This window comes from Vibrio splendidus, assembly GCF_001557875.1.
Lineage (GTDB): Bacteria > Pseudomonadota > Gammaproteobacteria > Enterobacterales > Vibrionaceae > Vibrio > Vibrio splendidus_F.
Genome location: NZ_LNRF01000013.1, coordinates 74416 through 96082, shown reverse-complemented (window position 1 = coordinate 96082; position 21667 = coordinate 74416). Strand labels below are relative to the sequence as shown.

17 protein-coding genes and 1 pseudogene are annotated in these 21667 nt (G+C 44.3%); 8 read left to right on the top strand and 10 right to left on the bottom strand.

Annotated features, from left to right (window positions below; genetic code table 11):
* Nucleotides 1–34 precede the first annotated feature (34 nt).
* The 4 genes from ATB74_RS21415 (at nucleotide 35) to ATB74_RS21400 (ending at nucleotide 4252) form a co-directional block, all read left to right on the top strand.
* Entirely contained in the window at nucleotides 35–1660 is a 1626-nt protein-coding gene (locus ATB74_RS21415) for an ABC transporter substrate-binding protein (RefSeq protein ID WP_061019682.1), read from the top strand.
* A 431-nt stretch (nucleotides 1661–2091) separates the two neighbouring features.
* Nucleotides 2092–3141 (top strand): ethylbenzene dehydrogenase-related protein, encoded by a 1050-nt coding sequence (locus ATB74_RS21410; protein ID WP_061019681.1) that lies wholly within the window; start codon nucleotides 2092–2094, stop codon nucleotides 3139–3141.
* Nucleotides 3142–3220: 79 nt separating this feature from the next.
* Nucleotides 3221–3820 (top strand): cytochrome C, encoded by a 600-nt coding sequence (locus ATB74_RS23960; protein ID WP_081090159.1) that lies wholly within the window; start codon nucleotides 3221–3223, stop codon nucleotides 3818–3820.
* A gap of 15 nt (nucleotides 3821–3835) precedes the next feature.
* On the top strand, nucleotides 3836–4252 hold the full coding sequence (locus tag ATB74_RS21400) for a cytochrome c3 family protein (RefSeq protein WP_061019679.1): 417 nt from the start codon (nucleotides 3836–3838) through the stop codon (nucleotides 4250–4252).
* A 141-nt stretch (nucleotides 4253–4393) separates the two neighbouring features.
* Here ATB74_RS21400 and ATB74_RS21395 read toward each other — a convergent pair whose 3' ends face one another.
* The 4 genes from ATB74_RS21395 to ATB74_RS21380 all read right to left on the bottom strand — a co-directional run bounded on the left by ATB74_RS21395 (nucleotide 4394) and on the right by ATB74_RS21380 (nucleotide 9757).
* The gene (locus ATB74_RS21395) at nucleotides 4394–5806 is read right to left on the bottom strand and encodes a fructose-specific PTS transporter subunit EIIC (RefSeq protein ID WP_061019678.1); all 1413 of its coding nucleotides are present in this window, start codon (nucleotides 5804–5806) and stop codon (nucleotides 4394–4396) included.
* Between the two features lie 13 nt (nucleotides 5807–5819).
* Nucleotides 5820–6260, bottom strand: coding sequence for a PTS sugar transporter subunit IIA (locus ATB74_RS21390; protein ID WP_050651341.1), 441 nt, complete (start codon nucleotides 6258–6260; stop codon nucleotides 5820–5822).
* 257 nt (nucleotides 6261–6517) lie between these two features.
* Nucleotides 6518–7735, bottom strand: coding sequence for a mannose-6-phosphate isomerase, class I (manA, locus tag ATB74_RS21385; RefSeq protein WP_061019677.1), 1218 nt, complete (start codon nucleotides 7733–7735; stop codon nucleotides 6518–6520).
* 117 nt (nucleotides 7736–7852) lie between these two features.
* Nucleotides 7853–9757: a PTS fructose transporter subunit IIABC gene (locus ATB74_RS21380; RefSeq protein WP_061019676.1), complete on the bottom strand. Its 1905-nt coding sequence runs from the start codon at nucleotides 9755–9757 to the stop codon at nucleotides 7853–7855.
* Nucleotides 9758–10135: 378 nt separating this feature from the next.
* Between ATB74_RS21380 and ATB74_RS21375 the strand changes: the two genes are divergently transcribed.
* Nucleotides 10136–10975, top strand: a complete 840-nt coding sequence (locus ATB74_RS21375; RefSeq protein WP_029223612.1) for a helix-turn-helix transcriptional regulator — start codon at nucleotides 10136–10138, stop codon at nucleotides 10973–10975.
* Nucleotides 10976–11038: 63 nt separating this feature from the next.
* On the opposite strand, the gene ATB74_RS21370 is transcribed toward ATB74_RS21375, so the two are convergent.
* Nucleotides 11039–11812, bottom strand: a complete 774-nt coding sequence (locus ATB74_RS21370; RefSeq protein WP_061019675.1) for a PTS sugar transporter subunit IIA — start codon at nucleotides 11810–11812, stop codon at nucleotides 11039–11041.
* Nucleotides 11813–11819: 7 nt separating this feature from the next.
* A complete protein-coding gene (locus ATB74_RS21365; protein WP_061019674.1) occupies nucleotides 11820–12122 on the bottom strand; it encodes a PTS fructose transporter subunit IIB in 303 nt (100 codons plus the stop codon).
* 304 nt (nucleotides 12123–12426) lie between these two features.
* On the opposite strand from ATB74_RS21365, the gene ATB74_RS21360 reads away from it, so the two are divergent.
* Entirely contained in the window at nucleotides 12427–14292 is a 1866-nt protein-coding gene (locus ATB74_RS21360) for a fructose-specific PTS transporter subunit EIIC (RefSeq protein WP_061019673.1), read from the top strand.
* Nucleotides 14293–14402: 110 nt separating this feature from the next.
* Here ATB74_RS21360 and ATB74_RS21355 read toward each other — a convergent pair.
* Nucleotides 14403–14935: pseudogene (locus ATB74_RS21355) on the bottom strand (TetR/AcrR family transcriptional regulator).
* 400 nt (nucleotides 14936–15335) lie between these two features.
* On the opposite strand from ATB74_RS21355, the gene ATB74_RS21350 reads away from it, so the two are divergent.
* Nucleotides 15336–17315 (top strand): methyl-accepting chemotaxis protein, encoded by a 1980-nt coding sequence (locus ATB74_RS21350; protein ID WP_061019706.1) that lies wholly within the window; start codon nucleotides 15336–15338, stop codon nucleotides 17313–17315.
* A gap of 150 nt (nucleotides 17316–17465) precedes the next feature.
* On the opposite strand, the gene ATB74_RS21345 is transcribed toward ATB74_RS21350, so the two are convergent.
* On the bottom strand, nucleotides 17466–18050 hold the full coding sequence (locus ATB74_RS21345; protein ID WP_061019672.1) for a TetR/AcrR family transcriptional regulator: 585 nt from the start codon (nucleotides 18048–18050) through the stop codon (nucleotides 17466–17468).
* Between the two features lie 155 nt (nucleotides 18051–18205).
* Nucleotides 18206–18379: a hypothetical protein gene (locus ATB74_RS24180; RefSeq protein ID WP_155645162.1), complete on the bottom strand. Its 174-nt coding sequence runs from the start codon at nucleotides 18377–18379 to the stop codon at nucleotides 18206–18208.
* A 395-nt stretch (nucleotides 18380–18774) separates the two neighbouring features.
* Between ATB74_RS24180 and ATB74_RS21340 the strand changes: the two genes are divergently transcribed.
* Complete coding sequence (locus tag ATB74_RS21340; protein ID WP_061019671.1) at nucleotides 18775–20754, top strand: methyl-accepting chemotaxis protein; 1980 nt, start codon at nucleotides 18775–18777, stop codon at nucleotides 20752–20754.
* Nucleotides 20755–20854: 100 nt separating this feature from the next.
* Here ATB74_RS21340 and ATB74_RS21335 read toward each other — a convergent pair whose 3' ends face one another.
* Complete coding sequence (locus ATB74_RS21335; RefSeq protein WP_061019670.1) at nucleotides 20855–21598, bottom strand: GntR family transcriptional regulator; 744 nt, start codon at nucleotides 21596–21598, stop codon at nucleotides 20855–20857.
* Nucleotides 21599–21667: the final 69 nt, after the last annotated feature.

The following is a 21667-nucleotide window of genomic DNA, read 5'->3' as shown; positions in this document are numbered from 1 at the left end:
TTGCTTCAAAGATAGGCTAGGAGAGCAAAAACATATGGATTTTAAGAAACATTCAACGGCTTTACTCATTTCATCTCTATTGACCCCTTTTATCTCAGTAACTGCCGTTGCTGACACATTGCCTGCGGGAACTTCTCTGGCGAAAGAACAACATTTAGTGCGCGCGAATGATGCGGAGGCTGCGACACTAGATCCTGCAAAAGCAGAAGGCTTGCCGGAGATGCACATTCTACGTGACTTGTTTGAAGGTTTAGTGATTCAAGATCGCGATGGCAATATCACCCCAGGTGTCGCGGAATCTTGGGAAACAGAAGACAACAAAACCTTTGTATTCCACCTGCGTAAAGACGCGCAATGGTCGAATGGCGATCCGGTGACGGCAGATGATTTCGTGTATGCGATACGACGCGCGGTAGACCCAAAAACCGCATCGCCAAATGTCTGGTATCTGAAGCTCACCAAAATCAACAATATTGCTGATGTGGCAGAAGGTAAGAAGCCGATTGAAGAACTAGGCGTTTCGGCTGTTGATAAACATACAGTGCGCTTTGAACTCGACAGCCAAGTGCCTTACTTTGTGGCGATGACAGGTCACACCTCAATGATGCCTGTTCATAAGGCAACGCTAGAAAACAGCGACAAGCCGTGGAGCGATCCTAAGCAATTTGTCGGTAATGGTGCATTCGTACTAGACGAGTGGGTGGTGAACGAGCGCATCGAGCTTAAGAAGAACCCGAAATACTGGGACAGTTCAGATACCCAATTAACCCAAGTAACTTATATTCCGTTTGAGAATCAGAATGCCTCGATTAACCGTTATGCAGTGGGCGAGGTCGATATTACGTCGGACGTGCCGACGCACATGGCGCAGCAGCTTAAAAGCAAATACCAAGATGCGTTTACCACAGTGCCTCTGCTGTGTACTTACTACTACGCATTCAATACTACGCGACCACCTTTTGATGATGCGCGAGTACGTAAAGCTGTCTCTTATTCTATGATGCGTGACGTTATCACCAATGGTGTGACTCAGGTGGGCAACTTACCGGCTTATACCTTTGCACATGAGTACACGGCTGGTTTTGATGCGACACAACCTGAATACAGTACGTGGACTCAAAAGGAACGTGATCAAAAAGCAAAAGAGTTACTGAAAGAAGCGGGCTACGATGCGTCTAACCCGTTGGATTTCAAACTGCTTTACAACACCAGTGAATCGAACAAGTCGATTGCAGTGGCGATTGCGTCAATGCTGAAAGGTAACCTAGGCGCACAAGTTGAACTGGAAAACCAAGAGTGGAAGTCTTACTTGGTGTCACGTCGCCAAGGTGATTTCGATGTAATGCGCGCCTCTTGGTGTGGTGACTATAACGAAGCATCAACCTTCTTGAGCCTATTGCGCTCTGGTTCTTCGGGTAACTTTGCTCGTTACAGCAGTGACAAGTACGACGCAGCAATGGACAGCGCGTTAGCTGCCACCAGTGAACAAGATCGTCAAGGTTTCTATGACCAAGCTGAACAGTTGCTGGCAGAAGACATGCCGATTGCGCCAATCTACTACTACATGCAGGCTCGTCTAGTGCGACCAAGTGTTGGTGGTTTTGCGAAGAACAACGTTGAAGGGCGTATCTACTCTAAGGATCTCTACATCAAAGAATAGATAGGCCGGATGCGAGTTCAGACATATCAGGTCTAAAATATGATAGAGCTATGAAATAGCGCATAAAGGTCAAAAACAGAAGAAAAGGGATGTTGAATATAAATATATGATTAACGTCCCTTTATTATTCCCATGTTTGTAATGAATCTAATTATGGGTGATTTAAATTGTCGATAAATGAACAATTGAGCTTGAAGTTGATACTAATCCCTATTATTTGTAATTTTATCATTGAGAACTGAGATAAGATTATTGATATTTATGATGTTTGTTTCTCTTGAAAATAAATAAATCCCTATTTATCGAGCTCTATATTCCTATTTTTCTATTTAGTCTATTTGTGTTTAAGTTGATATCGATCAATTGAAATAAATTCATTCATTCCTACGCTTAATTGTATAAACAGATCAATGGAAGTTAGGAGAGTAACAATGAAGTACTCAATAATTACACTATCAACCGTGGCTGTACTTACGATCATTCCAGCCAGTGCTGTTCACGCAAAAGATAAGATACTAGAGAGCAGTAAGCTTACCTCAAATATAGTTATCGATGGCAACGTTGATGCCGTTTGGGAGCAAGCTAAACCACTGACACAGAAGGTGAACAAATTACCGTATAAACCAAATAATGGCTATGAAGGCATTAAAAAAACCAGTGTGGAAATGAAGTCGATGTATGACAGTGAATACATTTACTTCTTGTTTACTTATGCCGACCCGACCAAAAGTATTGATCGTTTTCCTTGGATTAAACAAGAGGATGGGTCATGGAAGCAGTTGAAAAATAAAGATGATACTGGGCACGACAATACTTACTACGAAGATAAATTTGCGGTCTATTGGGACATCAATGCTGAAGGCTTTTCTGAGAAAGGGTGTAATGCTGCATGTCACAGAGCTAAAAAGGGTAAAAACGCAGGTCGTGATGATAAGAATCCAGCACGTAAATACACCAAGCAGGAAGGCGAGTTTATTGATATGTGGCACTGGAAAGGTGTGAGAACCGCGGTACATAATCAGCTTGATGACCAATATGTTGATAGTAATACCGATCCAAAACAAAACAAAGGTTGGGGACGTAAAGGAGACAGCAAAACGGGGGGTGGCTACGTTAATAACGTAAAAGACGGCCAGCCAGCATATGTATCAGATAACTTAACCAATGAAACATTACTTATTTTAGATTCAGAGAAGAAGCCGTTTACAATTGACTACAATAAGCTAGACCGAATTCCAGGGTTAACGGGTAAGCCATTTACTGGTTCCCGTGGTGATATCGAAGTCGGTGCTATTTGGAAAGAGGGTGTTTGGACTCTGGAAATGAAGCGTAAGCTTGTAACTACGGGTGAAAATGCAGAAACGCAAGATGTACAATTTGACGATTTGAGCCAACTATATCCATTTGGTGTTGCGGTTTTTGATAACTCTCAAATTAATCACATATACCATCGTGGTGTGTTAAACCTTGAGTTTAAATAAGTATAACACTCGTAACTAACTGAAATGATTTGTGTCGAAATAATCGGCTCAAATCATTTCTTCACAGAAGAGTACTATTATGGTCAAAACAGTTACTCAATATGTTTCTTATTTATTTGTGTTGACCACGTTGAGCATATTCTTTATGCCGCTACCACTCTGTTCTGAGTCAACAGTTCAGGATCCCGCTGTCCATAATATAAAACCGTTTTCTAGCCAAATTACCAATGAAGCGGAAATGCAGATTTTAGTAAAGGAAAATAAGCGTTGTATACGATGCCATCAAAAAAAGCGTCTGCTTAAAAATATTGATGCCATCGCTTCTGTAGGCGCACATGCCAGTACCGAGTTTTACAACAATTGCACGGCTTGTCATGGCAGAAAAGGTTCTCATCCCAAAGATTCTGATGTGGTGAGTGTGATTCCATTCGATGATCATATCGACTTGCCAATTTTCGAGCAAAACCAAAAGTGTATCGCCTGTCATTCTCCTGAAAGCTTGAGGGTCAGTGAGTGGACTCACGATGTACATGCCACCAAATTGACATGTTCCAATTGTCATAATTTACATCGCGATTCAGACCCGATTATCGGTATCAGTAAGAAGTTTCGCATTGGGTTATGTGCAACCTGCCATGAAGCTATTCTGCGTGAGAAAGAGCTTAAGTCGCATCGGTAAGAAGGAGCCAGTTTTATGAGTACGACTAAATATTTAATTGGTGTGTTACTTGCTGGAGTATGCGCACTGGTGGTCGCTGAAGATTTACCTAATCCAGATGAGCATAATCTTGCGAATATTCACCTAAAGGATGAAACATGTGCGGGGCAGTGCCATCTAGACGAAGAGCCTTCTGACGATCTTGAGTTTGAATATAACAGTTGCGTGGAGTGTCATGATGATTTTGGTCACCTCGAAGGGCGCCAGCATAATCTAAAGCACAAAGAGAGCGAAGAGATGGAGTGCGTCGAGTGTCATCTTCCCCATGAAGAATTTGATCCTAAGGACACTTGTACCGATTGTCATGATGAAGAAGACGAAGAATTATCAAACTTTTATTCAGTTAGGCTAGATCGCTATTTAAACATGTCTAGCCTTGATATTGAGCCGTAAATGACGGAAGTTTTGATCTGGTAAAAATAAAAATCCCCATTCGTTGACTAGACGAATGGGGATTTTTCTTAATAGGGGGTAGTTACTTTATCAATAGTGAGCATTCACTAATTTATTGATTCTTTTAGATAGCTTTTGGCTTTAGATAGTCACCATGTCTGCGGCTTTCTTCATCGCTTCCTTGGTTGAACACTCAATCACGTTCGCGTTAGCAAAGCGGTGAGCGTCTTTTACTTGAATATCGTGAGCCAAGATAACCAATCTTGCGTTCGCGACATCTAGGTCAGTGATGCGGTTCTGAATACCGTTTTGACCTTGAGTTTCTACCTTAATCTTAAGGCCAGCGGCTAAGCCTGCTTTCTCTAGTGCTTTCGCTGCCATGAAGGTGTGTGCAACACCAGAAGGGCAACATGTTACTGCTACGATGTCGTACTCGCCTTCGCCTGCTTGAGGAGTCGCTTGAGCTTGTACTGGGGCTTCAACAGCATCTTCTTCAGTCTCAACCGCCACTGGTTTCCAGAAGCCAACGATAACCGCTGTAGTCAGCGAGCCAAGTGCAATACCCACTACGTACATTGGAATGTTGCTTGATACTGGAGCAGTGATTAGGCCGCCCCACGGTGCGTGCAGTAGAACGTCTGTCATGAAGCCAAACACACAACCAACGATACCACCGGCTACGATTGAAGGAAGAACGCGCATTGGGTCATTCGCTGCAAATGGGATAGCACCTTCAGAGATACCGATAGAGCCCATGATTGCTGCTGCTTTACCTGCTTCTTGCTCTTGTTTAGAGAACTTGTTTTTGAATAGGAAAGTCGCCAGAGCCATACCTAGAGGTGGTGTACAAATCGCGATACCAACGCCACCCATTAGCCACGGTTGTGTGTCTACTTGAGTTTGAGCGAATAGGGTTGCCACTTTGTTGATTGGACCACCCATATCGAACGCAGTCATACCACCAAGGATTGTCCCTAGAACCATTTTAGATGCGCCAGCCATTGAAGCTAGGAACTCGTTCATTGAAGACATGAACAGTTTGATTGGCTCGCCGATACCCCACAGTACGATGCCGGCAGAGATTAACGTGCCTAGAAGCGGATAGATGAAGTAAGCACCTAGCGCGGTCATGTTGGTAGAAAGTGGGATCTTCTTAAGTTGGAACACCACGCCACCAGCGATAAAGCCTGCCACGATACAACCAAGGAAGCCGCCGCCCATGTCAGCCATGATGCCTGAAGAAATCATCGCAGGTGCCAGTGCTGGTTTATCTGCAATTGAGTAACCAATAAAGCCGCCAAGAATGATTGGGAAAAGAACAAGGCCCTTGATACCGATATTAGAGATGTCTGCCAGCAAACCGTCGGCTGGAACCGCACCTTTGCCTGATGCCATGACCGCTAAAGCCAGCAGAACACCACCGGCTACGATGAAAGGTAGCATGTGTGAGGTTCCGAAAAGCAGGTGGCCTTTCATGGTACTAAGGATTTTTTTAAAGTCGCTACTACTGTTTTTATTATTAGTATTCGTAGCTTGAGTTGTTAGGGTGCTCATAATTTTCTACGCCTTATGAATTAATTAAAATATTAAGGATTTGTTGTTCGTCTTTTGCGTTATGGATATCTTGAATAAATTCGTCGCTGAATTTTCCAAATAGTTCTTGTAGTACATAAATATGATGGTCTGCACCGTTATCTGGTGAGGCAATCATAAAAAACACGGTTGGGTTAATGCCGTCTTCATCGCCATACTCAATGCCTTCGCGCTTAACACCGACAGCGATTGCCGGCTCTGTTACCGCCTTGCTTTTTGAGTGTGGGTAAGCGATGCCGTCCATCGAGGTAATACTTTGAGATTCACGAATTTCGATGTCTGCCAAGAAGGCTTCTTTATTACTGATTCGGTTGTTCTCAAATAACATGTCTGCCAATTCTTCAAACAGTTCTTTTTTATTATTCGCTTGAAGGTTGTTATTAATTAAGTTGACGTTAGTTAGCTGTGTGATCATTTATTAACTCATTCACTATTGAAGTTCTTGAATTAAAATTAATTGATTAACTCGATTCGCGAAATAGCAAATAAAAGCCCTTCACTGTACATTTGTACCAAGCAAAATTAACTGTGATTTGCATCATTCATCCAGTGTGAGATGAGTCATATTTGATAGCGTATTGATTATGTTTTTGACACGCTCATAGTCTTCGTTAAAAACAAAAATACCCCGCAAAGCAGGGCATGATTAGTGTTTGTATTTACTCGAGATAGCTAGCTGTAAGCACGCGCGACACGTCCAACGCAGTCCAGTTTGTAACTCTCAGCATAAGCCGGAATAAACACCGACTGGCCTTTTTCTATCACACAGGTTTCGCCACATTGGTGAGTGAGCACCATTGATTCGTCGAGCGGCAATAGGATCTCGGCACCTTCGGTGGTGATCTTCCTCTGATGTGAGTTTTGCACGATAGAGAACTTAAAATCCTCGACTGGAATTTGGTATTCCATCACATCACCTTGCTCAATAGGGCTTAGCAGTAATCTATCCGCAGGCTTTTCATTAAATCGAGTACAAGAAACCAGCTCGTTCACGTCCATGTACTTAGGCGTTAACCCGGCACGCAGTACATTGTCTGAGTTCGCCATGATCTCTAAGCCTGTGCCCTTGATGTAAGCGTGAGGTGTTTCTGCATCTAGATACATGGCTTGCCCCGGCTTTAGCGTAATCACGTTTAATAGCAGCGGAGCGAATAGGCCGACATCACCAGGGTATTGAGCTTCAAGCTCTGAAATCAATTGGAATACACGTTTATCTGAAAGCTTGGCCTTCATCAGCAGCATGGTTAGAGCCATACCTTTTTGTTCACCTTCCAGAGACAACAGGCTTGCAAAGAAGCAGGCTAATCCATTGGGAGTTTGGTCGCCCGCGAGATCGTTAACCATTGAATGCAGCTCTGGAATATCGAGGTAATGGAAGTGCTCAAGAATCTCGCTGATTGATCTAAAACCATTCATCGCGGTGTAGTCGGTTAGGGCGTACACCAGTTCTGGCTTGTGATTAGGATCCTTGTAGTTACGGTTACCTGCTGTCATCGGAATGCCTTGCTGTTCTTCTTGGGCATATCCAGATTCGGCTTGCTGCTTGTTTGGGTGTACTTGAACCGATAGCGCTTTCTCTGCTGCTAATACCTTGAACAGATACGGTAGTTCACCAAAACGACTCGCGACTTTCTCGCTTAGAAACAGGTTTAGGTTCTTGGAAATCAAGTTCGACAATGTGGTTTGCTGACCATTGTCAGTGACCATCGAACAACCATTTGGGTGAGCGCCCATCCAGATCTCCGCTTGTGGCTCACCAGACTGGTTATCAATGCCAAACAGTTGGTTGAACGAAGATGGGCTACCCCATGCGTAGTTCTGAATCACGTTGGTCATAGGGTAGAAAAAGCGTTGTACGAACGAGTCGTTCGCTAAAGAAAAATCAGACATCGAAATCACCATGAAGGAAAACATGGCTTGAGCTGTAATCGACTTATTTGTTGCTAAAAGTATTAGTTACTAAAAACAGCAGGGTCGAAGGGCTCAAGCCATTGGAGTTGAAATGGCTTAAGCCGCTGCTGCTGTTAGCTTGGCTTTGCGTAGATTTTTAAGCGCGATACAAGTAACCGCAGTTACGCCCGCACCAGATGCCATGCACACGAGTGCTAGCATTGGGTAGTTCATTGCGCCAAGTAGAGCGACCACTGGGCCACCGTGAGCAACGCTGTTGGTGATACCAAATGAGAATGCCATTACCGCAGCTGTCATTGAGCCAAGCACGTTGGCTGGGATAACTGACATTGGGTCTTGAGCCGCGAAAGGAATCGCACCTTCAGAGATACCCACTAAGCCCATTGCGCCCGCGGCTTTGCCTGCTTCGATTTCAGAAGATTCAAACAGGTCGAACTTACGGCCAAGTCTGGTTGCGATAGCCATACCTAACGGAGCGACAGGGATTGCACACGCCATTGCACCCATGAACTGAGTCTGACCGCTGGCAATCATGCCGACCGAGAATAGGAATGCCACCTTGTTGAATGGGCCGCCCATATCGAAACCAGCCATGCCACCAAGGACAATGCCAAGCAGAACCACGTTGCCTGTGCTCATGCTAGTTAGCAGCGCAGTAAGCGCATCCATCAGCCCAGCAATTGGAGCGCCAATAACAAAGATGAACAGACCCGCGATGAACAAAGAACCAGTGATCGGAGCGATCATGATAGGCACAAGCGGTTGAACGAATTTGTGGTAGTTAAACGATGTAATCCATTTAACGAAGTAACCCACCAATAGACCTGCGATGATTGCGCCGATGAAGCCTGTACCTGCGTCAGCGCCGTAGAAAGAACCGTTGTTGGCAATCCAACCGCCAATCAAACCAGGTGTTAGAGCAGGGCGGTCGGCAATCGCGTAAGCAATGTAGCCAGCTAAGATTGGAATCATCAGTGTGAAAGCAACTACGCCCACCTCTAGGATTTGGTTCCACATACTGCCAGCAGGAATCGCCATGCCAGATTCACTCGGCTCACCACCAATGGCTAGTGCTAAGGCAATCAAAAGACCGCCAGTCACCACGAATGGGATCATGTGAGATACGCCATTCATCAAGTAACGGTAAAGGTCTGAACGTGCTTGTGATGCTTTCTCAGCAACAGATTGGTTGGTCGGCGCTTGTTCAGCTTGGTAGCTAGGTGCATTGAGCGCTTGCTGAATCAAGCCTTGCGCGTCTTTGATTGGTGCTTTTACGTTGGTGCTTATAACGCGTTTTCCGGCAAAGCGAGCCATGTCGACCTGTTTATCACAAGCCACCACAATCGCGTCGGCACGTTCGATCTCTTCTTGAGTCGGGTTGTTTTTAACGCCTATCGAGCCGTTGGTTTCGACCTTGATGTCGTAGCCAAGAGCCGCTGCGCCTTTCTCTAGCGCTTCAGCTGCCAAATAGGTGTGTGCGACGCCAGCTGGGCAGCCTGTCACACCAATGATGAAGCCTTGATTCTCAACATTGGTTTCTGTCTCAGCAGGTTCAGGTTTGGTAAGCAGTAGTTCTAATGCTTGTTGTTCAGATTGAGCATTCATGAAGCTTTCGATAAAGCCTTCTTCAATCAGTTTTGAAGAAAGTTCTGCCAGTACTTCGATGTGGTGATTATCGCCGCCATCAGGAGAGGCAATCATGAAGAATAGTTTTGATGGCTGACCGTCATCGGCGCCGTACTCGATACCCTGTTGGTGGACACCGATAACAACCGCAGGTTTGATGACCGCAGCGCTTTTCGCATGTGGCAGAGCAATACCTTCTTCAAATCCGGTATTACCTTGTTCTTCACGAGCCTTAATGTCGGCAAGAAACTGTGCTCTGTCTGAGATTCTGCCTTGTGCGTAAAGCACGTCTATTAGCTCTTTAAATACGTCTTCTTTTGAATTAGCGCTAAGCGAAAGCTTAATCAAATCTTGATTGATCAATGTCGTGATCATAATGAACCCCTACTCTGTTTTTATTTTGTTAGGGGTATTCTGGAATCTACGGCTTACCTTCTGTAGTGAAGAAAAAATGCATTTACTGGATGATTGTTGCGTTATAAATGGAGTGTGATTTTGATCGGTCGAGTGGTCGTTTTTAGGGCGGTGTTGACAGAGTTTAAGATGTGTTGAGGCTTTTATTTATAAGGGGTGTAGCGTATTTGTTTATCATGGTGGGAACGTGCTATTTCAGTTTCGGTACTGGAGATTTATTTCCGTGACTGGATTTTTGTAACCTAGATCTCAAATTGTGATTTTGCTCAATAGCGCTATGTTTCACTAAGGGGTATATCTATTCCCGTAGCCTTATTGCTGCCCACTAGAGTTCGAATAATGATATTTCATGACTTAATCTCGTCTGTGTTAAATGAGCGAGAACCGTTTCATAACATCTGGTTTGCTGGAGATTTTCACACGCCTTCAGCATGCAGTTATCAGGTGAACTTTCCGCGCTTAGAGTTAGTGCTGGACGGAGAGTATATTAATGAAATGGAGAGTCATGATCGCAAAATCACCAACGTTATCGCCAAAGCCGGAGACGCAATTTTTATCCCACCGAACTGCTGGAATAAACCCAATTGGGATACCGACTGTTCGGTGTTGAGCATGCTATTTGGTCGTCGTCAGCTTGGTTTAAGTTTGGTGAGTAAGCGCAAAGGTGAAGAGAGCTTTTACGATATCCAAAAGCACAGTATTCAGACTCGTTCTGGGTTCGCGATTGATAACATTTTGGAGGCGCTCAGCTCGTTAGCGAGAGAGAGTAACAAGCAGCCGATGGATGAGTTATTGTTGCAAGCTCTACTGCAATACAGTAAAACCATGCTGGAAGCGCCCGTAGAAAAATCTCATAGCCGAGTACAGGATGTGTATCAGGGGATTTGTATCTACATTCAAGAGAACTTCCACCGCCAAATCACCCGAGACAGTATTGCCTCGCGCTTTAGCATTTCATCGAACCACTTGTCGCGAATGTTCCGCCAACAAGGCCACATGACGCTGGCTGAGTACATTACCCGTGTTCGTGTCGACCGTGCCAAGTTTATGCTCAAGAAGTACAACTTCAAGCTCAATGAAGTGGCTGTACGTTGCGGCTTTAAGGATGTGAACTACTTCTGTCGCGTGTTTAAGAATCGTACAGGAAGAACGCCGACTGAATATCGTGGATCTATTTAATTAAGCGGCCTTTTAAAGTCGGAGCGTATTTTTTTGTTGAGCCGTATTTTGGAGTGAGTAGCCTTAAAGCAGGCGAGATGATATGTACATCAACAGTGCTTGCAGATCGACACTGCTTCTGGTTTTTTGCAGACGTTCATTGACCTGATCGTGGAGCAGGTTTCGCGTTAAATTGGTGGCTGCCACAATATGTTCACGTTGTGGTTTAGTTGGCAGAACGAGTGCGATGGCAACGTGTACTTGGCCAATTTGAGATGCCCAATCGATTGGATCATCACTGATGATAACGGCAATCGAGAGGTCGTGGGTCGATTCAAACATCACATGCGGCAAGGCGATTCCCGGTGACACACACGTAGACGAGCGTTCTTCTCGCTTAATGAAGGCAAGAATCAGCTCATCCGGGTCTGCAGGATGCACTAATTGAGCGAGCCCTTTTAGACACTCAAATTTGGTGAGTTGAGTTTGTGCTTTAGCGTGGTGCCACTTGATGTCACAAGGCGGGCATATCTGGGGCATGCGCTGGATTAAATCGTTAGAGAACTCATGGTTCACTTGTGAGCCAACCATTGCGTAATGTTCGGCAATCACGTCTTTTATGACAAAACACGCTAACTCCGCATCAATACCCACCGCGGTTATTTGGCACAGATCACCACGAAGCAAACCCACTTGCAACATCGCAACAGATTTGGAGAGATCGGCGGTTCGGTTCTGAGTGATGTTGATAATACGGATGGTACTTCTGAACTTTTTTGCTAAGCGAGCCAACGGCTGCGCGACGTGTGAGTTCGCCGTTGGGTCGTCAACAAAGAAGGTGATCTGATATTCGTTCATGAAAGGATCAAGCTCGGCAATGCTTAATAAAAACCTTGTCGACACTCAACAGCACTTCTTCCATTGGAATGAATACGGTTTTAGCCGGATCGAATCGGCTTGGTTGTTCGATGTCGATATCAGAGACGATTAGCACTTTGTCTGCGAGGGTAATATCTTGGGCTGTCAGTAAGTTTTCAATACCCATAGCGCCTTGCGTCTCGACCTTGATGGAAACGTTGAATTTAGGGGCTGTTTTATTCAATGCATCAGCAGCCATATAGGTGTGTGCAATGCCTGTAGGGCACGCAGTTACCGCTACAATTCTCATTATTATTCTCGGCTTTATCTCGCCACCTTGTTCTCTAGTATGGAAAATCCAGTATAGAAAGGTCGCATATGGTAGGGGCGATACGTTTATGGGTTCTGTGAATTTTATGGATTGCCGTTTTTTATTCTAAGGTGGACGTCACACTCTGAACTCTTGGTTACAATAATCCAGTTAATGCACCTTTCGTCCTATATGATGATCACCAACACACCGCTAATCTTTTCATCCTATTAACATCGATTTTTAATTTGGATCGGAAGAACCTAATTACTTCAGTCTGAAATCAGGCGAGGCAGAAGAAAGCATGGATATCACTAACATTATTGAGCCCGAGATTATATGTTTGGATTTGCAAGCAGACTCAAAACAGGCGGTATTTGAAGAGCTTGTCGAGCTGCTCGACTGCGCAGGTAAGCTCTCTAGTAAAAGTGACTTCCTTGATGATATCTGGAAGCGCGAAGCCATTGGTAATACCGGCTTTGACGATGGTATCGCGATTCCACATGCGAAGAGTACCGCTGTTGCTAAACCTGCTGTCGCGATAGGTATTAGCCGTTCTGGCATCGATTATGGCGCAGACGGCGGCGAACTGTCTGATGTGTTCTTTATGCTCGCTTCACCAGACAACAACGACGACCACCATATCGAGGTGTTGGCACAGATCTCGACCAAACTGATTGAAGATGACTTTGTTACAAAATTAAAGGCAGTCGAGTCGGTCGAGGAAGCTCAAGAGCTGTTTCTTGAAGCCAATTCAGATTCCTTTGATAGTTACGCCTCTAGTCATCATCAAGTCTACGTCGAACCACTCAGCCCTTGGGCTCAATCCCTTAATCGTCTTAAAGAACACTTGTTATACGGTACCTCACACATGATCCCATTCGTGGTTGCAGGTGGGGTGCTTTTGTCTCTGTCGGTAATGATGTCTGGCCATGGCGCCGTACCTGAGAGCGGTGTACTGGCTGATATCGCACAAATGGGTATTGCGGGCTTAACCCTGTTTACTGCCGTATTAGGTGGTTATATTGCGTACTCAATGGCCGATAAACCGGGTTTAGCGCCGGGAATGATTGGTTCTTGGGTGGCGGTCAATCAATACAATACCGGCTTTCTTGGAGCGATTGTGGTCGGATTTTTCGCAGGCTTTGTGGTGAATCTACTTAAGAAGATCAAACTGCCAGACAGTATGATCTCGCTGAGCTCTATTTTCATTTATCCGTTAGTTGGCACCTTTGTAACCTGTGGTGCGGTGATGTGGGTGATTGGTTCCCCGATAGCCCAAGTGATGCTTGAGATGAATCAAATGCTGACGGGTATGGCTGGCTCAGGAAAAATGGTACTCGGTAGTATTCTTGGTGCGATGACGGCCTTTGATATGGGCGGCCCAATCAACAAGGTTGCGACGCTGTTTGCTCAAACTCAGGTGAATACGCAACCTTGGTTGATGGGTGGGGTGGGAATAGCGATTTGTACGCCCCCACTGGGTATGGCTCTTGCGACTTTCCTATCACCGAAGAAATTCAAACGAGACGAACGCGAAGCCGGAAAAGCCGCGGGTATCATGGGAATGATTGGTATCAGCGAAGGTGCGATTCCTTTTGCGGCGGCAGACCCCGCACGTGTCCTGCCTGCTGTAGTTGCTGGTGGTATTGTTGGTAATGTGGTCGGCTTTATGTTTCATGTGGTGAACCATGCGCCATGGGGCGGCTGGATTGTTTTGCCTGTGGTGGATGGCAAGATTGGCTATGTCGTCGGTACACTAGCAGGTGCTCTAACGACAGCTCTGATCGTGATTCTTCTGAAAAAGAACGTGGTCGAAGGCGATGAACGTTCACATCAATTTATGGGTGGTTCGGTGACCGAAGAGGGGCAAGCAGATGTATTGGCTATTACTTCATGTCCGTCTGGTGTTGCACACACGTTTTTAGCCGCTAAGTCTTTAGAAAAGGCAGCGCATCAGCTTGGGGTTCGGATAAAGGTTGAAACACAAGGTGCTAACGGGATAGGCAATCGTATCACACCGAAAGACATTGAAAGAGCAAGGCTGGTGATTTTTGCTCATGATGTGGCGATTAAGGAAGTTGAGCGCTTTGCGAACGTGAAAACGCTAGATGTCAGCACCAAAGAGGCGATGCTCAATGCACAGGCGTTGATCATGAGAAAGGTGTAATTCTTAAGTCGCAAAGTTTATCGGACCTAAACTAAAAAAGACTCCGCTCTAGACCCGTTAAGGTGAAAGTGGAGTCTTTTTGTATTGTGCCCAATCTATAAAGTCAGACACTAAAAAGGGTGGTACTTAAATACGTCTTCAACCATTGAGTTGAGAAAATCGATATCGTCACAGGTTTTAGCGTAAGCACGCAGGCCTGCGATCTGAATCTGAACGTGTCGAGCAAGCTGAGCAGGTTCACGCTCACGCTCCTTGCTTACCTCACCCAGTTCTTGTACTTCGGTAATCAACTTCGCGAACTCACCTTCCATGCTCTTCAGTGATTTCTTTGCTTCTGCTAATAATTCTGCGCGCTCATCAGTCAGTTCTGCGACCGTTTTAGCCAACATACACATGCTGTTTGGCGCACTCTTTTTCGATTCAACCACCGCACGTTTTACAAAGTTTTCTAGCGCTTTGATCGGAGAGTCCGTTTCACAGCGGAAGCAATTCAGATTAAGGATGCTAAGTTCTTCCAGCCCGGACGCATATCAATCACGTCTTGCAGATTGCGTATAGAAGTCGCATGAAAGCCCTTCTCCCAATACAGGCTAGTTGCTTTATCTACTACGTCTTTTCTATCGAACTCGTCATTGGGTTCGATTGTTTTTCGTTGATTGAACTCTTAGCTTTTAGGGGCAGCATTATACATCAGTTGGTACTGAATATGTAGTGACTCCTGAGGGCGTGATTTGTACTTGATATCTTATTTATTCTGATTTTAGTTTTTATTTTTCAATTGCTTATGTGTTATTCGGTTGCCGGGTGTTTTCTTGTCGTTTAGTTGGCTGATTGGCGGCTTTTGTCGATAATCCAATGAGATTTTATGATAATCCAATGTTTTTTATAAGGTTAAATGTTAGCTTCTTCCCTTGCCGAGTTGCCATCGATGGTGATTGAGAAACGGAATAAAAACAAAGTTATATATGGGTATATCTTGTCAGAAGCTTGCCAAATTAGATGACTGATAAAGATTTGTTAGCTGCTAGGAAATGAAAATGAAAATGGAATTAACTGATATGTCTTTTAAGCAAAAAATAATCGTTTTGATTATATTGCCGATTTTGGGGTTTCTATGGGTTTGTGTCTCCGCTATTTCAAGAGACATAGAAACCACCAGCGAAATGTCCTCATTAAACCAACTTACCCGCCTTTCCGTTGTGTACAGTGAGCTGGTTCAGGATTTACAAAAAGAGCGTGGAATGACTGCGGGTTTTATTGGTTCACAGGGCACTAAGTTTGGTGGGGAGCTGCGCTCACAACGAACCAACGTGGATAATAGAGGGAATCAGAGAAATGAATACTGGCAGACCGCTGACATTCGTTTACCACAGGTTCTTCGACTAAATAACGAGATCAGGAAGAGCCTAAATCAGCTGTCTTCTATTCGAAGTCGAGTTGATTCTCAGTCGATCCTGCTTTCAGAAGCTTTAAGCTATTACACAAAGCTTAACGCTAAATTACTGAGTTTAACCGTATTAATTACAGAGTTGAGTTCTGATTCCACTATTACTAATGAAACTATCGCTTACTATAATTTCCTGCAAGGTAAAGAGCGGGCTGGCATCGAGCTTGCGGTTCTTAATAATACCTTTTCAAAAAACGAATTTGGCCCGGGTATGTTGGTTAAATTCATCTCTTTGGTGACAGAGCAAAATACCTATTTCTCCAACTTTGAAGTTTTGGGTAGCTCTGACAACGTTCGCTTCTTTGAGCAACAGTTAAATGATCGTTCGATAACGGAGGTAGAGAAGCTTCGTGATTTAGCCGAATCGAAAATGAGTGGCTTTGATGTTGACCCTGCGTACTGGTTTTCTCAAGCAACGGGGCGTATTGTCCAGTTAAAGAAAACAGAAAACCAGCTGGCAGACTCTCTGATTGCGTTGACTGAGAAAAAGGCGAGTGAGGCTCAATCTGCAATGGTTACAAGCATTGTGGTGTTTGTAACTATCACTCTATTAGCAGCACTCGTGAGCTTTAAGGTCATTAGCGACTTAGCAAACAGAGTGAAAAATCTAACCTCAGTGCTTTCTGTCGTACGTGACCACAATGACTTAACTGTGAGAGCAAAGTATCATGATAACAGTGAGTTAGGGCTTATTTCATCATCACTTAACGAAATGCTAGAGAAGTTTTCTCGAGTTATTGATAACTTGTCTCAATCGAGCCTTACATTGGCTTCAGCCGCAGAAGAGACGGCTCAGACTTGCCAGTACAACTCTAGCACCTTAGTGGATCAGCAAGACCAAATTGGTTTGATTGCAACAGCAACCGAAGAGCTTTCTGCGACTGTGAATGAGGTTTCCACCAAAACGCAACAAACTGCTGGTTTTGCCAAACTCGTGGATGAGCAGTCGCAAGAGGGTATGAGTACCGTTCAAGACTCTTACCACTCTATCGAAAAACTGGCATATGAGATTAATGATTTGGCTGAGAAGATCACCCGACTACACGAGAGCAGCAATAACATCAACAGTGTGATTGATGTGATTAAGTCGGTAGCAGAACAAACCAACTTATTGGCATTGAATGCAGCGATTGAAGCAGCACGAGCTGGTGAGCAAGGTCGTGGGTTTGCAGTCGTTGCCGATGAAGTTCGCACGCTGGCACAACGTACTCAGCAATCAACATTAGAGATCGAAGGTTTCGTCAATTCACTGCAGTCTGATGTGCAGACGGCGTTCAATGTTATTGATAACAGCCAGAAGATGTCATCTAAAGCGGTAGAAGATTCCAGAGAGGTTGAACAGACTCTTCAAGGTATTTCTAACGCTGTTAGTGAAATCTTTAGCATGACTGAGCAGATTGCAACGGCAACAGAAGAGCAAGCGGTTGTGACTCAAGACATCGCTCAAAACGTCATGGCGGTAGAGCAGAAGTCGACAGAGTCGACAACAGGCGCAACACAAATTGCGGCGACAGCAAAAGAACAAGCTGAACTGGCTGCATCATTGAAAGATATTGCAAGCTCGTTTAAAAGCTAACGCTGTTCAATGCGCAGGCGTTGATCATGAAAAAGGTGTAATTCTTAAGCCGCAAAGTAATCGGACCTAAACTAAAAAAGACTCCGCCCTAGACCCGTTAAGGTGAAAGTGGAGTCTTTTTGTATTGTGCCCAATCTATAAAGTCAAACCCTAAAAAGGGTGGTACTTAAATACGTCTTCAACCATTGAGTTGAGCAAATCGATATCGTCACAGGTTTTAGCGTAAGTACGCAGGCCTGCTATCTGAACTTGAACATGACGAGCAAGCTGAGCAGGTTCTCGATCTTTGCTGATCTCACCTAGCTCTTGCGCTTCTGCAATCAACTTAGCGAATTCACCTTCCATGATCTTGAGTGATTTCTTCGCTTCTTCTAATAACTCTGCGTGCTCATCAGTCAGCTCTGCAACGGTTTTAGCTAGCATACACATACCGTTTGGTGCGCTCTGTTTCGATTCAACCACCGCACGCTTTATGAAGTTTTCTAGCGCTTTGATCGGAGAATCCGCTTCACTACGGAAGTGGTTGAGGTTGATGATGCCAAGTTCGGTATAGCGAGCAAGCGTCTCTTTAAACAGACCCTCTTTGCTGCCAAAAGTCGCGTAGATGCTGCCCGGACGCATATCAATTACGTCTTGCAGGTTGCGCATAGAAGTCGCGTGAAAGCCCTTTTCCCAGTAAAGGTTAGTCGCTTTATCAACTACTTCTTGTCTATCGAACTTTGCGGTCTTAGCCATAACATCCACTTTATTTATCCGAACATATGTTCAATATTTTATGCTGAACGTTCGTTCCAGTAAAGAGGGGGGGACGTTTACTCTGATTATTTTGCCAAGATCTAGAACATGAGAGTTAATAACACGTGTTATTTTTTAGATAGTTATATCAACCATCAATCATCAACCACTTCTACGGTTTTATGTTGTGCACCGTAATAGGTACCTTCATCGATGGTATACATCAACGTTTCTTGACACTCAGGACAATCGAATTCCTCATTGGGTTCAATTGCCGCTTCTTCTACCCATTCCCAACCGATATGTTCTTCACAAGCGGGACAGTCCATAAAAACCTCTGATTATGCAGCTATATTAATTAAGTTGTTAATTTTACGAGCCCGGAATTATACATAGTTGGTGCTGAATATATAGTTACTATTGACCGCACTTTTGGTGTTTTCTTACCTCTTTAGTATTATGCATAAACTGTCAATTTTCAGTCACTTGCGCCGGGAAATTGTTGTTATGTATTCTTTTCGAAAAGTTAAGTCGATAAGATAACAATTTCATTGATAATCCAATGAAATTTATAAGGTTAAATGTTAGTTTCTTCACGTGCCGATTTGTGAGTACGGTATTTGATTCGAGTGAATAATTATACGGTTGCAGATCATGGGCAATCCACTTTCGGTATGCGTGATCCGATAATCAATAAAAATGTGTTAGCAGCTAGGGAAGAAGAATGAAATTAACTGATATGTCTTTTAAGCAAAAAATAATCGCTTTGCTTATTTTACCGATCTTAGGATTTCTGTGGCTCAGCGTTTCTGAGATTTCTAAAGGCGTAGAAACCACTAGAGAAATGTCGTCATTAAATCAACTTACGCGTTTGTCGGTTGTGTACAGTGAACTTGTCCATGAGTTGCAAAAAGAGCGCGGAATGACGGCTGGTTTTATCGGCTCACAAGGTACAAAGTTTGTGAGTGAGCTGCGAGCGCAAAGAACAAGTGCGGATAACAGACGCAATCAGAGATCTGAGTACTGGCAGTCTGCAGAAATCGACTTACCCCAGATCTCCCGTCTGAACACTGAAATCAGCCAAAGCCTAAATCAAATTACGTCTATTCGTAATCGTGTTGATTCTCAGTCGATCCCACTTTCAGAGGCTTTAGGTTACTACACTAAACTGAATGCAAAACTGCTCAGCGTATCAGCTTTAATTGCTGAGTTAAGCTCCGATGCTACCATCACTACGGAAACCATCGCTTATTACAACTTCTTGCAAGGCAAAGAGCGAGCTGGTATCGAGCGTGCTGTCCTAAATAACACTTTTTCTAAAAATGAGTTTGGCCCAGGTATGCTGGTTAAGTTCATCTCTTTGGTGACACAGCAAAACACGTATTTCTCGAACTTTGAAGTTCTGGGTAACCCAGACAACGTTCGCTTTTTTGAACAACAATTAAATGATCGTTCGGTCGCGGAAGTCGAGAAGCTTCGTGATGTGGCTGAATCAAAAATGAGTGGTTTTGATGTAGACCCTGTGTATTGGTTCGCGCAATCAACGGCTCGTATTGTTCAGTTAAAGAAAACGGAGAATCAACTGGCTGAATCACTTATCGCATTGACTGAAAATAAGGCGAGTGAAGCTCAATCTGCGATGTTCGCAAGTATTGCGGTATTTGTTGTAATTACTTTCTTTGCGACCTTTGTAAGCTTTAAAGTGATTACAGACCTAACGCTCCGAGTAAAAAATCTAACCTCAGTACTTTCTGTTGTTCGTGATGATAATGACCTAACGGTGAGAGCTAAGTATTTAGGAGAGAGTGAGCTAGGGCATATCTCTTCGTCTCTCAACGAAACGTTAGAGAAATTCTCTCAGGTAATAGATAACTTGTCTCAGTCTAGCTTGACACTTGCTTCTGCAGCTGAAGAGACGGCGCAAACTTGCCAATACAACTCCAACACCTTGGTTGAGCAGCAAGACCAAATTGGTTTGATTGCGACAGCAACAGAGGAGCTATCGGCAACGGTGAACGAGGTCGCGGCTAAAACTCAGCAAACAGCAAGCTCAGCTAAATTGGCAGATGAACAATCACAAGCAGGCTTGAGCACGGTTCAGCACTCTTATCAATCGATTGAAACCTTGGCATCTGAGATTAACAGCCTAGCTGAGAAAATTACGCATCTTCACGATAGCAGCAATAACATCAACAGTGTGATTGATGTGATTAAGTCAGTTGCCGAGCAAACCAACTTATTAGCGCTAAATGCGGCGATTGAAGCAGCACGTGCTGGTGAACAAGGTCGTGGTTTTGCTGTGGTTGCAGATGAAGTACGTACTTTGGCACAACGCACCCAAGAATCTACCTCAGAGATTGAAGGCTTCATTAGCTCTCTACAATCAGATGTGCAAACTGCGTTTAATGTGATTGATAACAGCAAGAAAATGTCTTCAAGAGCGGTGGAGGATTCTCGAGGCGTAGAGCAGACGCTGCAAGATATTTCAGGCGCTGTGAGCGAGATATTTAGCATGACTGAGCAAATTGCGACCGCAACCGAAGAGCAAGCTGTCGTGACTCAGGATATTGCTCAGAACGTTGTGGCAGTAGAACAGAAGTCGACAGAATCTACGACGGGTGCAACGCAAATTGCTGCAACAGCCAAAGAGCAAGCCGAGCTGGCAACATCACTGAAAGAGCTCTCGAATACGTTTAAGAGCTAACTAGTAAGCATTCTAATAAGAAGTAAAAAGCCCGTTAGTCTCCACTTTTTATAGCAGGACTAACGGGCTTTTTGTGTCTATCGTGTTTTGAGTACGAGGTTTAATCTTCGCTCACGAACACATACATATCACCACGGCAGCGGTTGATGCTGTATTCAATAGGCACGCCTTTTTTGTCGTAAGCCGTTTGTTCGATCAACAGAACAGGCACGGTTTCGTCAATGTTGAGCTTCTCCAGAAACTCTTCTGTTGGCATTTTTGCGGACACTCGGCTTTGAGTTTTGGTTGGCGAGATATCTTGGCTGCGGAAGTAATCGTAAAGCGATAGTTGAATTTCATCTGGGTCATGGATCAAATGAGCAGGGACGTAAGATTCTTCAATGGATACGGCTTGCTCGTCGATGTAACGGACGCGCTTCAACAGAAAGACTTGATCGTTCTCGGCGATTTTGAGCATCTTGGCGATCTCTGAAGAACAAGCAACCACGTCTTTTTTAATCCATAGTGTGTCAGGTTTTTTGCCTTTCAGAACCACTTGTTGAGAGAAGCCTGTCGCCTCTTTACTTGAGTATTCAACAGTCTCGCTGATCATAGTTCCCAAGCCACGAGAACGAACAATCACGCCTTCTTTATCCAATATATCCAATGCTTTACGAACGGTAATACGAGACACACCAAGCTTGTCACTGAACTCGCGCTCAGTTGGAATGAAGTCTCCGCCCTTGAGCATTTGTTGCTCAGTCGCCAGCTTCACTGAATCGGCAATCTTCAGATACAGAGGTGATTTATCTTTCTGGTCGATTCGTTCCTGAATCAGGGTAAGCAGTGGTTGATAAGCGCTCATAAAGGTCTGTTTTAGCTTTTTTATTTAACCGAAGTATACCCGAAGTCTAAGCACACACTTAATAGAAAT

Bases quoted from the DNA above. Each gene is read 5' to 3' on its own strand.
- ATB74_RS21395 (WP_061019678.1), bottom strand. From the start codon at position 5,806: ATGAGCACCCTAACAACTCAAGCTACGAATACTAATAATAAAAACAGT.
- ATB74_RS21400 (WP_061019679.1), top strand. From the start codon at position 3,836: ATGAGTACGACTAAATATTTAATTGGTGTGTTACTTGCTGGAGTATGC.
- ATB74_RS21335 (WP_061019670.1), bottom strand. From the start codon at position 21,598: ATGAGCGCTTATCAACCACTGCTTACCCTGATTCAGGAACGAATCGAC.
- manA (WP_061019677.1), bottom strand. From the start codon at position 7,735: ATGTCTGATTTTTCTTTAGCGAACGACTCGTTCGTACAACGCTTTTTC.
- ATB74_RS21365 (WP_061019674.1), bottom strand. From the start codon at position 12,122: ATGAGAATTGTAGCGGTAACTGCGTGCCCTACAGGCATTGCACACACC.
- ATB74_RS21360 (WP_061019673.1), top strand. From the start codon at position 12,427: ATGGATATCACTAACATTATTGAGCCCGAGATTATATGTTTGGATTTG.
- ATB74_RS21340 (WP_061019671.1), top strand. From the start codon at position 18,775: ATGAAATTAACTGATATGTCTTTTAAGCAAAAAATAATCGCTTTGCTT.
- ATB74_RS23960 (WP_081090159.1), top strand. From the start codon at position 3,221: ATGGTCAAAACAGTTACTCAATATGTTTCTTATTTATTTGTGTTGACC.
- ATB74_RS24180 (WP_155645162.1), bottom strand. From the start codon at position 18,379: ATGGACTGTCCCGCTTGTGAAGAACATATCGGTTGGGAATGGGTAGAA.
- ATB74_RS21390 (WP_050651341.1), bottom strand. From the start codon at position 6,260: ATGATCACACAGCTAACTAACGTCAACTTAATTAATAACAACCTTCAA.
- ATB74_RS21370 (WP_061019675.1), bottom strand. From the start codon at position 11,812: ATGAACGAATATCAGATCACCTTCTTTGTTGACGACCCAACGGCGAAC.
- ATB74_RS21345 (WP_061019672.1), bottom strand. From the start codon at position 18,050: ATGGCTAAGACCGCAAAGTTCGATAGACAAGAAGTAGTTGATAAAGCG.
- ATB74_RS21375 (WP_029223612.1), top strand. From the start codon at position 10,136: ATGATATTTCATGACTTAATCTCGTCTGTGTTAAATGAGCGAGAACCG.
- ATB74_RS21350 (WP_061019706.1), top strand. From the start codon at position 15,336: ATGGAATTAACTGATATGTCTTTTAAGCAAAAAATAATCGTTTTGATT.
- ATB74_RS21410 (WP_061019681.1), top strand. From the start codon at position 2,092: ATGAAGTACTCAATAATTACACTATCAACCGTGGCTGTACTTACGATC.
- ATB74_RS21380 (WP_061019676.1), bottom strand. From the start codon at position 9,757: ATGATCACGACATTGATCAATCAAGATTTGATTAAGCTTTCGCTTAGC.
- ATB74_RS21415 (WP_061019682.1), top strand. From the start codon at position 35: ATGGATTTTAAGAAACATTCAACGGCTTTACTCATTTCATCTCTATTG.